Origin of the sequence: Amycolatopsis heterodermiae, assembly GCF_034929455.1 — a bacterium.
Lineage (GTDB): Bacteria > Actinomycetota > Actinomycetes > Mycobacteriales > Pseudonocardiaceae > Amycolatopsis > Amycolatopsis heterodermiae.
The window spans coordinates 628,321-640,068 of record NZ_JAYFSI010000001.1 but is presented as its reverse complement, the minus strand read 5'-3'; the positions used below and the strand labels follow the sequence as shown (position 1 = coordinate 640,068).

The following is an 11,748-nucleotide window of genomic DNA, read 5'->3' as shown; positions in this document are numbered from 1 at the left end:
TCGAACACGGCTGGCGGATCGCCTGGGATCAAGGCCTTCGGATCGGACGTCTGGCCGAGCTCCGCCATCAGACAGCGCCAATCGTCGGCTCGTCGGGCGAGACCGCGTCCCACCCGGGATCGGACTTCAAAGCCGCTGTGTTGGTGTGCTCGATCGCCCGGTAGGCGGATGCCGCCTTTCCGAGCAAGTTCCCGAGGTCGCTGGCGCGATCAGACAGCGCGTCGAGCCCGACACTCCATCGGCCACATAACTCCGCGAGTGCGTCGTGAACGCCGTTGTGACCATATAGGCCTGGTTCACCGCACAGCCCGCGAAGCTCGAAGCTGTCCTGGTCGTGTACGACGGCGCTCATGTTCTTCGATGCGTTCTCCAGCGCGTCGACGTCGACGTGAAAGCCTGGACCATCCACCCCTCTTCGCCCCCTCTGGCACTTGCGTCAAGCAACTACTCCGCCTTGCGTCCTCGCTCTCCCGCGTGTGCCCATGCCTGCGCGATCAGTTCCGGCGACGCCATCCGAGACAGGACCGGGAACCGATGCGCATCATCGGGGTCAACCATCAGACCCACGCCGGGCGGGACCAGTTCCAACAGATCCGCACCCGTTGTAGTGAAGTAGTCGCACTCACCCACGTGTGCGGCCAGCCGTTCGAGGGTCGTGAAGACGGCCATCCATTTGCCGCGTTCGCCAAGGTCGGTCACCATCAGCGCCGGCTGCTCCGGCCGCTGCACGTAGACCAACGCGCTCACGAATGCGACGACGAAGTCACCTGGACCTCGGCTGCCACTCCAAACCTGCTGCGCAACGATCGCCAGCCGAGCTTCAGTCGCCTCTTCGTCACGTTTCACGCTCGGTACCATACTTGCTGTAACCGGCCTGCTCAACGCGCGAACGCAGCGGCGGGTGTCCAGCTCATGCCGCCTTCCCTCGTCGTTGCGGGCGACGCGACGGCGGCCGGTGTGTGGTCAACAGGGCAGCCAGCCGGTCCCCGCTATCTGGGTGTCAGCGGCGATGCTGCGTCGACGAGCGCGCGGGCGTGGGCGTGGGCGTCCAAGTCCGGCGAAGCCGTGCGCGCGGCGGAAATCGGGTTGTCGTCTGCCACGGTGTGGCCCTAATGAACAGGAAGGTCGACGGCGGGTCGTGGGACTACGGCGCTTCCCCGAACGCGCAAGGCCCGACGGGACCCTCGCTGTGTTGGACAGCAAGGGTCACGACATGTCTCGGCCCTCTGGCAACGCGGGGCTTTGATCGAAGGTCGCGGTCCGGAGGTCGTGAGACACGCTCGGTGGTTTGGCTGCCGCCCTTAGACGGGGCAAGCCCGTGTAATGCCAGAAGGGTGTCGAGTAGCAGGAAGAGCAACAGCGGAGTCGCCGTCTCGGATGACGTGGTGGTTGTCTTCGAGCAGGGCGGCCAGCACCTCGCGTTCGCCGAGTTTCGAGTTGGCCGGGCGCCACATGATCGGCATCCCGTCGCCGGCGCAGACGAGGTAGAGCTTTGGGCCCGAGTACCAGTGGGAGCGTGACGCGCAGTAGCCGTAGCTTGCGTGTCCGGCCAGGTCGGAGCGCTTCACGGTCTCCCGTGACATTCCGCAGGGCACAGCGGCGGCGACAGTGATCCACAGGTCGTCGAACCACGAAGGGCTCGACGCGGCCAAGATCAGGATTGCCTTGCGCAGCAACGGTTGCGCAATCTTCAGCCGCTTATGCCAGCCGGACTGACCCCGCATCGCAGGAAACGTCGCCCGCTAGGCGGAATCGGTGTGAATGTGCCGGATCCAGCGCCGTTCACTGTCGTAGCGCTGCAGGACCTGCGCCTCAGCCATGGTGATCGGCTCATTGTCACTCAACCTCGGTCGTCGGCCACGACCAGTCGGGGCGGCACCACGTGGTCGTCGATCAACACGTAGGGTGCGATCAGGTAAGGTGTTTATTTCCTTTGTCACGATTTGATCTTGGACACTTTTCTCCCACGCTCGCACAGCGGCCCCTTCGCACGATCTTCCCGGAATCACTCATTCAGGTGACGTCTTCGTCCCTGTTGCTGCACACAACGTTCACCTAAAGTAGCCAGCGGTCATGCAGAGGGTGACCGCAATCTTTTGTTGCACGATGCGGTAGTTGGGCGAAGTTCCGATTCAACGTCTGAGTGACCGTCAGTCACTGGTTGTCGTTTTCATTGGACGCAGGATATGCTGCGTCCAATGAAAGCTTCGCCGAGCTTGCTGCCCCTGCTGCGTTCGCGCATGCAGGGTGAGCTGCTCGCGCTCGTTCTGCTGCACCCGGACCGCGAGTACAGCCTCACCGAGCTCGCCGAGGCCACCGGCGTCACGCCCACCGCCGTGCTGCGGGAGGTCGAGCGGCTGACCGGGGGCGGCATTCTCGAAGACCGGCGCGTGGGCCGGAGCCGGCTGGTCAAGGCCCGTACGGACACCCCGCTCTACCAGCCGTTGAGCGACCTCATGGCGGTCACCTTCGGGCCGATGCCGCTGCTCGCCGAGGCCCTGTCCGGGCTGGCCGGCGTGCGCGAGGCCTACATCTACGGCTCGTGGGCCGCGCGCTACAACGGCGAACCCGGTCCGCCTCCCGGCGACGTCGACGTTCTCGTGGTCGGCTCGCCCGATCCGGACGCGCTGTTCGACTCGGCCGAGCAGGTTTCCCGGCGGCTGGGGCGCGAGGTCAACGTCCACCGGGTGTCGCCCGAGTCGTGGGCGGCGAGCACCACCGATCCGTTCCTCACCAGCGTGCGTGAGCGTCCACTGGTGAAACTCAGCCAGGAGGCTCGATGACCCGGTGGAACCAAGGCCGTGAACGGATCGACGCGTTCATCGCGCGCGGCGCCATCGAGCACGTCCCGGCGTCGCGGGAGGCCGCCGAGGCCGAGCTCGTCCGGGCCCGTACGCACCTCGCTTCGGCGCGGCAGCTGCAGGAGACGGACCCGGAAGGCGCCTACACGCTGGCCTACGACAGCGCGCGGCGTGCCCTGGCCGCCGTCCTGCAGAACCAGGGCCTGCGGGTGACGAGCCGGGGTGGGCACGTCACCGTCTACGAGGCGGTTCTCGCCCAGCTGGATCCGCCGCTGGGGCCGGTTTTGCGGCCCTTCAACCGGATGCGGGCCCGGCGCAACGAAGTCGCCTACCGGTCGTCGGAGGCGCCGGCGGTGACCGTCGAAGACGTGACGTCCGACGTCGTGAAGGTCGAAGCCCTCATCGAGGTCGCCGAGAAGGCGATCCCGAACATGTCACGCTATTGACCGCCGAGCGCCGGCCGCTCACCCCGCGCGAGCGAGCGGTCCTGGACCTGTTGCTGGGCACGGACTTTCCCGGTGCCGCCGAGCTTCGCGCGCAAGCACGCACGGCCGAGGTGACCGGCAGCTGTCCGTGTGGGTGCCCCACTGTCGACCTGACGAGACCCCCGTCGAGTTCCCGCCGCCCGAGCGCATCCGGGTAGTGACGGCACCACGTCAGGAGTCCGGCGTTCTGCCACCCTCGGAATAGTGAGCGTCTACGTCATCTCCGAGGTCGAAATCCTCGACGAAGCCCAGGGACAGCAGTACCGCGAACTCGCCCAAGCGTCGATCGCCGGCTACGGCGGGCGCTACATCGTCCGCGGCGCGGCACCGGACGCTCTCGAAGGCGACTTCGACGAACACAAGCGCGTAGTCGTCGTCGAGTTCCCGGACCGCGCGACCGCCGAACGCTGGTACGCCTCCGCCGAGTACGCCAACGCAAGACAGCTCAGCAAGACCGCGCTGCGGCGGCGGTTGCTGCTCGTCGACGGCGTGGCCTAACGTCGGCTGGGTGGAGCCGCTGACCGCTGATCTCTTCGCGCCGCAATGCCTGTCCGCCGAAACGCCGTTCCGGATCGGGGACAAGTGGGGCGGGATGGTCGTCGTCTGCCTGAAGGACGGGCCGCGGCGGTTCTCCGAGCTGCGGGTGCCCCTGCGGACCGTCAGTCCCAAGGTGCTCGCCGCGACGCTGAAGGCCCTCGAACGCGACGGCATGATCACCCGCAAGACCTACGACGAGAACCCGCCGCGTGTCGAGTACGCGCTGACCGACCTCGGCCGGACGCTGTTCGAGCCCATGGACCGGTGCCGCGAATGGGCGGAGAAGTACCTGCCGAGCCTGCTGAAAGCCCGGCAGGCCTACGACCGGGCGGACTAGCCGAGGAGGCCCATCAGCGCGATCGCGATCAGGACGACCGCGGGCGCGAGGGCGTTGATCCAGGCGCGCTGGGTGGCGGTCAGGGCGGCGGTGGCGGGGGTGCTGTTCATGGCGTTTTCCCTACGGGCGGGCCGATGCTTCCGCGGGTTCAGCGCGTTGACCATGCCGAGTGTTAGCAGCTGTGACGAAGCTCACCCGATCATGCCGCTGACCAGCGGAAACGGCACTCAGCCGTCCGAGTGACGGCGGCTGCGGACAGTGAACCAGAGCACCCCGCCGGCCGCGGCCACCATCGACCCGAACGCCACTGTTCCCACCACGATCGCCTGCGTCATAACTGCCTCTCGAGTCCGAAGTCCTTTACCGAGAGACGCCGAACGCGGGCTTTCGTGCACTCAGAGTAGGCGGGATCACAGTCCGTCGAGGGTCTCGTTGATCTGCTTGGCCAGCGCGAAGTCCTTCTCCGTCAGGCCTCCGGCCGAATGCGTGCTGAGGTGGAACGTCAGCGTGCGCCAGCGGATGTCGATGTCCGGGTGGTGGTCGGCGGCCTCGGCCAGCACCGCGACGCGGTCCACCACCTCGATCGCCTTCGGGAAGCTCGGGAGCTCCACCTCGCGCCGGATGACCTTGCCCGTGCGGACCCACCCGTGCAGCAGGGCCCGGTCGGCCTCGTCGTCGCTCAAGATTTCCGTCATGCCTCCATCGTCCAACGTCCTGGACTAAGGTGCACGGTTGCCACGGGAGTCCGGTGAGCCGGGCTGAGAGGCGGGGTGACCCGCGACCGTTAGCACCTGATCCCGGATCATGCCGGCGAAGGGAGGGCTCTCCCTCCTCGTCCGGCGAAGTGCAGGAGGGTAGATGAAACGCAGTGCTGTTCGCGCCGCGACGGCCATCGCCGTCGTCAGCGTCGTCACAGCGGCGTGTTCGCTGTCGGACGGGTCCGGTGACACGAAGCAGACGCCCACCGTCACCCTCGTGACGCACGACTCCTTCCTGGCGCCGCAGGAGGTGCTCGACGCCTTCCAGCAGCAGTCGGGCATCAAGATCTCCGTGCTCAAGCAGGGCGACGCCGGTGCGCTGACCAACAAGCTCGTGCTGACCAAGGCGAACCCGGTCGGCGACGTCGCGTACGGCGTCGACTCCACCTTCGCCTCGCGCGCGCTCGCCGAGGGCGTCTTCGAGCCCTACACCAGCCCGGAGGCCGACCGCGGGCCGCAGCGCTACGCCGTCGACCCCGAGCACCGGCTGTCCGCGGTCGACGTGGGTGACGTCTGCGTCAACATCGACACGAACTACTTCACCGCCAAGGGGATCCCGGCGCCGGAGTCGTACGACGACCTGGCCGACCCGAAGTACAAGGACCTGCTGGTCGCCGAGGACCCGGCGACGGCGTCGCCCGGGCTCGCGTTCCTGCTCGGCACGATCGCCAAGTACGGCGAGGCGGGCTGGAAGGACTACTGGACCAAGCTGAAGGCCAACGGGCTCAAGGTGGTCAGCGGCTGGGAGGAGGCCTACACGAAGGACTTCTCCGGCTCGTCCGGCAAGGGACCGCGGCCGATCGTCGTGTCGTACGCGTCGTCGCCGGCCGCCGAGGTGGGCGACGACGGGAAGCCGCGGACGAAGGCGCTGCTCGACACCTGCTACCGGCAGGTCGAGTACGCCGGGGTGCTCGCCGGCGGCAAGCAGGAGGAGAACGCGCGCAAGGTCGTCGACTTCCTGCTCTCGCAGCAGTTCCAGGCGACCGTGGCGGCCAACATGTACGTCTACCCGGCGCGCCAGGGTGTCGACCTGCCGGCGGGCTGGGCGCAGGTCGCGCCGCTGCCGCAGAAGCCGCAGGCGCTGACCCCGGACCAGGTGCAGGCCGGGCGTGAGAAGTGGATCGGCGAATGGCGCACGCTCGTGCAGTCCTAGCCCCACCCAGGACGGCCCGCGGCCTCGGCCTGGCGCTGCTCGGGCTGGCCCCGATCGGTTTCCTGGTGGTGTTCTTCGCCTGGCCGGTGCTGGCGATCATCGGCCGCGGGTTCGCCGCGGGCGGGCTCGACGTCGTGCTGGTCGACGCGCAGACGTGGCAGCTGGCCGGCTTCACGGTGGCCACCGCGGCCGGCTCGACGGTCGTCGCGGTGCTGGCCGGGCTGCCGGTGGCGTTCCTGCTGGCGCGGGTGAGACTGCCGGGCGTCGGCCTGGTCCGGACGCTCGTGCTGGTGCCGTTCGTGCTGCCGACCGTCGTCGTCGGGCTGGCGTTTCGCGCGCTATGGCCGGACGGCGGGGTGCTGCCGATCGTGCTGGCCAACAGTTTCTTCAACGTCGCCGTCGTCGCGCGGACGGTTGCCGGGCTGTGGGCGCGGCTGGACTCGCGGACCACCGACGCCGCGCGGGCGCTGGGCGCGTCGCCGTGGCGGGCGTTCCGGTCGGTGACGCTGCCCGCGCTGGCGCCCGCGATCGCGTCCGCCGCGGCCGTGGTCTTCCTGTTCTGCGCCACCAGTTTCGGCGTCGTGCTGATCCTCGGCGGCGCGCGGTACCGGACGCTCGAGACCGAGATCTACCTGCGGACGGTCGACCTGCTCGATCTGTCGGGTGCGTCGGCACTTTCGCTGATCCAGTTCGCGGCGGTGGTCGCGGCTCTCGTCGTAGGCGGGCTGGCGCGACGGCGCAAGGACGGCGCCCGGACCGGTTCCGGTGCCGTGCGACGCCCTCGCGGCGGCGAGTGGGGGGTCGTCGGCGCGGCGGGTGTCGTGCTGGCGTTGCTGCTGACGCCGATCGTCGCGCTGCTCGCCGAGTCGGTGTCCACTTCGGACGGCTGGAGCCTCGCGGGCTACCGGGCGCTCTCGGGCACCGGGGAGAAGGGCGCGCTGCAGGTGTCCGGCTGGGACGCCGCGCTGAACTCGCTGAAGGTGGCGATCGACGCGACGCTGCTGGCGCTGGTGGTCGCCGTGCTCGCGTCCGTGGTCCTGGTGGCGTTGCGCCGGTCGCCGGCGCGGGCCGCGCGCGGGCTGGGGGAGACGCTGGACGCCGCGCTGATGCTGCCGCTGGGGGTGTCCGCGGTGACCGTCGGGTTCGGGTATCTGGTGACGCTCGACGCGCTGCCCGGCGACCTGCGGACGTCGCCCTACCTGGTGCCGCTGGCGCAGGCACTGGTGATCATCCCGCTGATCGTGCGGATGGTGCTGCCGGTGCTGCGCTCGGTCGACGTCCGGCTGCGGCAGGCCGCGTCGACGCTCGGCGCGAGCCCGCTGCGGGTGTGGCGGGAGATCGACCTGCCGCTGGCGGTGCGCCCGCTGGTCGCGGCCGCGGGGTTCGGGTTCGTCGTGGCGCTCGGCGAGTTCGGCGCGACGAGCTTCCTGGCCCGGCCGACGGCGCCGACGCTGCCGGTCGCGATCGCGTCGCTGATGGGGCGCCCGGGTGAGCTGAACAACCAGATGGCGTACGCGGCGTGCGCGTTGCTGATGCTCGTGACGGTGCTGGCGGTCGCGCTGATCGACCGCCTCGGCCGCGGCCGGGTGGGAGAGTTCTGATGGCGCTTTCGGTACGGGACCTGACCGTCCACTATGGATCTTTCGCGGCGGTGCGCGACGCCCGGCTCGACATCGCCGACGGCGAGGTGCTGGCGCTGCTCGGGCCGTCGGGTTCCGGGAAGTCGACGCTGCTGCGCGCGATCACCGGCCTGGAGCCGTCGGCGCGCGGCACGGTGAGCTGGGACGGCGAGGACCTCGGCGCGGTGCCGGTGCACCGGCGCGGTTTCGGGCTGGTGTTCCAGGACGGCCAGCTGTTCGGCCACCGCGACGTCGCCGCGAACATCGCGTTCGGCCTGCGGATGCACGGCGTGCCGCGGGCCGCGTGGGCGCCGCGCGTCGCGGAGCTGCTGGAGCTGGTCGGGCTGTCCGGCTTCGAGCGCCGTCGGGTGACGGAGCTGTCGGGCGGACAGGCGCAGCGGGTGGCGCTGGCTCGTGCTTTGGCGCCGGAGCCGCGGCTCTTGTTGCTCGACGAACCACTGTCCGGTTTGGACGCCGGGTTGCGCGAGCAGCTGGCCATAGATCTGGCGGACCTGTTGCGGCGCAGCAAGATCACGGCGCTGCTGGTGACGCACGACCAGGAGGAGGCGTTCACCCTGGCCGACCGGGTCGCGGTGCTCGACGCCGGGGAGATCCGGCAGGAGGGCGCGGTCCGCCGGGTCTGGCGCAACCCCATGGACGACGGCGTGGCGCGATTCCTCGGGGTGACGGGTTTCGTCGACGGGGTGGCGACGGGCGGCGTGGTCCGGACATCGCTGGGGGACGTGCCGGTGCCGGACGCCGACGACGGCCCGGTACGGCTGGGGTTGCGCCCGCACGCGCTGCGGGTGGCCGCCTCCGGTGTCGCGGGCGAAGTGGTGGCGGCGGTGCACCGGCGCGAGCACGTCCGGCTGGTGGTACGACTGGCGGAGTCCACTGTGGACGCGGTAGCCCCGGCGGCAGCGGACCTGCGGACGGGCGACTCCGTGAAGCTGGAGTTCGACCCGGACGGGATTGCGGTGGTCGGCTTGTCGTGAGTGTTAGGGCGGGTTCTAACCGCCCTAACACTCACGACAGGATCAGCCGTCCCGGGTGGACAACCGCGCGTAAGCCAGCGACAGCCCGATCACGATGTAACAAGCCGCGCGCAGCGCTCCTTCGCCCAGCATCTGCGTGCCCATTGGGTCCTGCAATACCTCTGCCGGTGCCATGGACCAGTTCTGCGTCAGCAGGAACGGGTGCAGCCAGTCGAGCGACGTCAGGAACCCGAGGATGGTGAACACGATGTCCGCCGCCAGGACGGACGCCACCACCAGCATCGGGTGCTCGGTCCAGCTGGAGATCGCCAGCGCCACCGCGCCGACCGCCCACAGCTGCAGGACCACCCAGGCCGCCACCAGCAGGATCCGCGCCAGCGCGCCGCCCAGGGACAACGTCGTGCCCGACAGCGTGAACAGCGAGTCCGTGCCGTTGATGATCAGGCCGGTCACCACGCCCGTGAAGCACATCGCCAGCACCGAGACCACCGACACCGTCGCGACGCCGAACGCCTTCACCGCGAGCAGCCGGCCTCGGCCGACCGGCGCGATCAGCCAGCCGCGCAGGGTTCCGTGGGACGTCTCGCCCGCGATCGCGTCCGCGCCCGCCATGGCCGAGGCCAGCGGCAGGAGCAGGGTCAGCGTCATCACGATCGCCGCGATCGGCAGGACGAACGCGTTGTTCACCGCGGACGCCAGCAGCGCGCCGCCGCCGTCGTCGGGGCCGCCGCCCGCCTGCGCGTTTTCGCTCACCAGCGTCAGGCCGATGCCGATCACCACCGGGATCAGCGCCAGCAGGCCGAGCACCGCCAGGGTGCGCGGACGGCGGAAGATCCAGCGCAGCTCCGCGGCCAGCAGCCGGGGCAGCGGCACCGAGTCGTGGCCCGTGCGGGCCGCCGGTGCCTCGAGAACCGCGGTCATTCCGCCCCCTCCGTCAGCCGGGCGAACAGGTCTTCCAGCCCGGTGCGGGCCCGCGTCGCCTCGTGGACCGCGACCCCCGCGCCCACCAGGACCTGCAGCACCCGCGGCGCCTCGGTCGCCGTGAGGTCGGCGCGGATCCCGTCCGGCGTCAGCCGCGCGCCGATCCGGTTCTCCCGCAGCACTTCCACGGCCTGCTCGGCGTCCGGCGTGCGGACCAGCAGGGCCGCGTTCCCGGACTCCAGCAGCTCCGCCAGCTCACCCTGCGCGACGACGTTCCCGGCCTGCAGCACGGCGACGTGCGTGCAGGTCGCCTCCACCTCGGCCAGCAGGTGCGACGACACCAGCACGGTGACGCCCTCGGCGTGCAGCTCGGCCACGATCCTGCGGATCTCCCTGGTACCAGCAGGGTCGAGGCCGTTGGTCGGCTCGTCGAGCACGACCATCTTCCGCGGCACGAGCAACGCCGAAGCGAGCCCGAGCCGCTGCTTCATGCCGAGCGAGTACCCCTTGTACCGCCGTCGCGCGGCCACTGTCAGCCCGACGCGCTCGAGCGCGGAGTCCACGGCGAGCGGGATCCCCGACGACGCCAGCCGCGGTTCGGCGGCGGCGAAGCGCAGGAGGTTGTCCCGGCCGGAGAGGAACGGGTGGAAACCTGGCCCCTCGACCAGCGCGCCGACGTCCGGCAGCGCGTGCGCGGCCGACTCGGGCATCTTGCGGCCGAGCAGCTCGACCTCACCCTCGGTCGGGCGCACCAGGCCCAGCAGCATCCGGATGGTGGTCGTCTTGCCCGAGCCGTTCGGCCCGAGCATCCCGACGACCGCGCCTTCGGGGATGTCGAGGTCGACGTGGTCGACCGCGACCGTGCCGCGGTAGACCTTGCGCAGCCCCCTGGTGCGCGCGGCCAGGGGAACCGCCGGGGCGGACGTCTCCGAAGAGACGTCCGCCCCGGACTCGACAGTCGTACTGGTCACTTCTGACCCAGCGCTTCGTACAGGACCTGCTCCGGCACCGCACCGGCGGCGAACCGGCCGTCGTCGGTCAGGATCGCGCTGCCCACCTTCGTGGTGATGAGGTGGCCGCTGCCCCAGGTGCCGCTGACCTTCTTGGTGAACCGGTCGAGCAGGGCCTGCGGGTCGGCGCCCCGGCCCTGGCGGTCACCCTGCTGCTTCGGCGCCGCGTTCAGCGCGTCGGCCGGGACCTTGCCGGTGACGACGGTGTCCCAGCCGTCGCCGACGACCTTGGTGTCCTGCTTCGCCTGCTCGGCGAGGTCCTTGTCCTTCTGGTCGACCGTCGGCGTCTTCTCCTGCACCTTGGCGCCCTTCGGCGGGGTGAAGGCGAAGAGGTCGGCCGGCTGCTGCGTGAACCGGATGTCGGTGAACGCGACCTCGAGGGCCGGCGTCGACGTCCCGTTGCTCAGCACCGAAACCCGCAGCGGCATCCGCGTCTGCGAGTCGACGGCCACGCGGATCTCGCGCAGCAGCGTGCGCTCGGCAGGCTTCGGCGTCAGGACCAGCTCGTAGGCCGGGCGGTCGGCGACGGTCGCGGTGCCGTCGACCGACACCGTGCTGCTCTCGCGGACCTTCGCCAGCAGCTCGGTGGTCGTCGCGACCGGGTCGGGCGTCTTCTCGCTGCCCGCGCCCTTCTGCTTGGCCACGTCCGCCGGGATGGTCACCTTGGTCGCGGTGTTGGTCTTGGAGCTGTAGTCCCAGACGGTCGTCCCGTCGTGGACCACGGTCTCCTGGCCCGCGCCCTGGGTGACGGCCAGGCGGCTCTTGCCCGCGCCGTCGGTGAAGATGTGCGCCGAGTCGATGTTCAGCGCGGACGCCCCCGGGATCGCGTTCCCCACCGCCGGCAGGCCGAGGTCGTTGCTGACCTTCAGCGTGCCGTCGAACGCCCCCGGCTTCGCCTTCGCGACCGACTGGACCAGGTCCTCGGCGCTCACCTGCGGCAGAGCCGGCTTGTCGTCGGCGCTGGCCGGCATCGCGATGAACGCGAGCCCGCCGGCACCGAGAGCGGTGCCCACGACCGCCGCGGTGATGCCCTTCGTCTTCGGTTTCATGCGTCTCTCCCTGTGTTCCCGAACCCGAGTGTGCTCGGTTCCCGGCTCCGACGCTTCCCTCTCGAGACTGAGATACCCCTGAA

Annotated in this window: 13 protein-coding genes and 1 pseudogene; 7 read left to right on the top strand and 7 right to left on the bottom strand. The window is 70.0% G+C overall.

Features of this window, described 5'->3' with window-relative positions:
* Positions 1-67: 67 nt before the first annotated feature.
* The 3 genes and pseudogenes from VA596_RS03105 to VA596_RS50805 all read right to left on the bottom strand — a co-directional run.
* On the bottom strand, positions 68-409 hold the full coding sequence (locus VA596_RS03105; protein WP_323323373.1) for a hypothetical protein: 342 nt from the start codon (positions 407-409) through the stop codon (positions 68-70).
* A 35-nt stretch (positions 410-444) separates the two neighbouring features.
* Complete coding sequence (locus VA596_RS03100) at positions 445-846, bottom strand: SseB family protein (protein WP_323323371.1); 402 nt, start codon at positions 844-846, stop codon at positions 445-447.
* Positions 847-1,352: 506 nt separating this feature from the next.
* A pseudogene (locus tag VA596_RS50805) lies at positions 1,353-1,940 on the bottom strand (IS982 family transposase); the annotation flags it as partial.
* A 258-nt stretch (positions 1,941-2,198) separates the two neighbouring features.
* On the opposite strand from VA596_RS50805, the gene VA596_RS03090 reads away from it, so the two are divergent.
* The 4 genes from VA596_RS03090 (at position 2,199) to VA596_RS03075 (ending at position 4,160) form a co-directional block, all read left to right on the top strand.
* Positions 2,199-2,783, top strand: coding sequence for an ArsR family transcriptional regulator (locus VA596_RS03090; protein ID WP_323323367.1), 585 nt, complete (start codon positions 2,199-2,201; stop codon positions 2,781-2,783).
* Complete coding sequence (locus VA596_RS03085; protein WP_323323365.1) at positions 2,780-3,247, top strand: hypothetical protein; 468 nt, start codon at positions 2,780-2,782, stop codon at positions 3,245-3,247. Before VA596_RS03090 ends, VA596_RS03085 begins: the two co-directional genes overlap by 4 nt.
* Before the next feature lie 243 nt (positions 3,248-3,490).
* Complete coding sequence (locus tag VA596_RS03080) at positions 3,491-3,784, top strand: DUF1330 domain-containing protein (RefSeq protein ID WP_323323363.1); 294 nt, start codon at positions 3,491-3,493, stop codon at positions 3,782-3,784.
* A 10-nt stretch (positions 3,785-3,794) separates the two neighbouring features.
* Positions 3,795-4,160 carry a winged helix-turn-helix transcriptional regulator gene (locus VA596_RS03075; RefSeq protein ID WP_323323361.1) on the top strand — a complete coding sequence of 122 codons (366 nt, stop codon included), beginning with the start codon at positions 3,795-3,797 and terminating at the stop codon, positions 4,158-4,160.
* Positions 4,161-4,570: 410 nt separating this feature from the next.
* Here the strand turns inward: VA596_RS03075 and VA596_RS03070 are convergent, their stop codons facing one another.
* Entirely contained in the window at positions 4,571-4,855 is a 285-nt protein-coding gene (locus tag VA596_RS03070; protein ID WP_323323360.1) for a 4a-hydroxytetrahydrobiopterin dehydratase, read from the bottom strand.
* A gap of 163 nt (positions 4,856-5,018) precedes the next feature.
* Between VA596_RS03070 and VA596_RS03065 the strand changes: the two genes are divergently transcribed.
* The 3 genes from VA596_RS03065 to VA596_RS03055 are packed head-to-tail and all read left to right on the top strand — an operon-like array spanning position 5,019 to position 8,685.
* Positions 5,019-6,071 (top strand): thiamine ABC transporter substrate-binding protein, encoded by a 1,053-nt coding sequence (locus tag VA596_RS03065; RefSeq protein WP_323323357.1) that lies wholly within the window; start codon positions 5,019-5,021, stop codon positions 6,069-6,071.
* Entirely contained in the window at positions 6,047-7,672 is a 1,626-nt protein-coding gene (locus tag VA596_RS03060; protein WP_410171832.1) for an ABC transporter permease, read from the top strand. The genes VA596_RS03065 and VA596_RS03060 overlap by 25 nt, the downstream gene beginning before the upstream one ends.
* Positions 7,672-8,685, top strand: a complete 1,014-nt coding sequence (locus VA596_RS03055; RefSeq protein WP_323323356.1) for an ABC transporter ATP-binding protein — start codon at positions 7,672-7,674, stop codon at positions 8,683-8,685. Before VA596_RS03060 ends, VA596_RS03055 begins: the two co-directional genes overlap by 1 nt.
* A 42-nt stretch (positions 8,686-8,727) precedes the next feature.
* On the opposite strand, the gene VA596_RS03050 is transcribed toward VA596_RS03055, so the two are convergent.
* Genes VA596_RS03050 through VA596_RS03040 form a run of 3 tightly spaced genes read right to left on the bottom strand, consistent with a single transcriptional unit; the run spans position 8,728 to position 11,665 of the window.
* Positions 8,728-9,606, bottom strand: a complete 879-nt coding sequence (locus VA596_RS03050; RefSeq protein WP_323323354.1) for an ABC transporter permease — start codon at positions 9,604-9,606, stop codon at positions 8,728-8,730.
* Positions 9,603-10,577, bottom strand: coding sequence for an ABC transporter ATP-binding protein (locus VA596_RS03045; RefSeq protein WP_323323352.1), 975 nt, complete (start codon positions 10,575-10,577; stop codon positions 9,603-9,605). The genes VA596_RS03050 and VA596_RS03045 overlap by 4 nt, the downstream gene beginning before the upstream one ends.
* Positions 10,574-11,665 carry a LolA family protein gene (locus VA596_RS03040; protein WP_323323351.1) on the bottom strand — a complete coding sequence of 364 codons (1,092 nt, stop codon included), beginning with the start codon at positions 11,663-11,665 and terminating at the stop codon, positions 10,574-10,576. The genes VA596_RS03045 and VA596_RS03040 overlap by 4 nt, the downstream gene beginning before the upstream one ends.
* Positions 11,666-11,748 lie beyond the last annotated feature (83 nt).

Bases quoted from the DNA above. Each gene is read 5' to 3' on its own strand.
- VA596_RS03090 (WP_323323367.1), top strand. From the start codon at position 2,199: ATGAAAGCTTCGCCGAGCTTGCTGCCCCTGCTGCGTTCGCGCATGCAG.
- VA596_RS03085 (WP_323323365.1), top strand. From the start codon at position 2,780: ATGACCCGGTGGAACCAAGGCCGTGAACGGATCGACGCGTTCATCGCG.
- VA596_RS03070 (WP_323323360.1), bottom strand. From the start codon at position 4,855: ATGACGGAAATCTTGAGCGACGACGAGGCCGACCGGGCCCTGCTGCAC.
- VA596_RS03065 (WP_323323357.1), top strand. From the start codon at position 5,019: ATGAAACGCAGTGCTGTTCGCGCCGCGACGGCCATCGCCGTCGTCAGC.
- VA596_RS03060 (WP_410171832.1), top strand. From the start codon at position 6,047: ATGGCGCACGCTCGTGCAGTCCTAGCCCCACCCAGGACGGCCCGCGGC.
- VA596_RS03055 (WP_323323356.1), top strand. From the start codon at position 7,672: ATGGCGCTTTCGGTACGGGACCTGACCGTCCACTATGGATCTTTCGCG.
- VA596_RS03050 (WP_323323354.1), bottom strand. From the start codon at position 9,606: ATGACCGCGGTTCTCGAGGCACCGGCGGCCCGCACGGGCCACGACTCG.
- VA596_RS03040 (WP_323323351.1), bottom strand. From the start codon at position 11,665: ATGAAACCGAAGACGAAGGGCATCACCGCGGCGGTCGTGGGCACCGCT.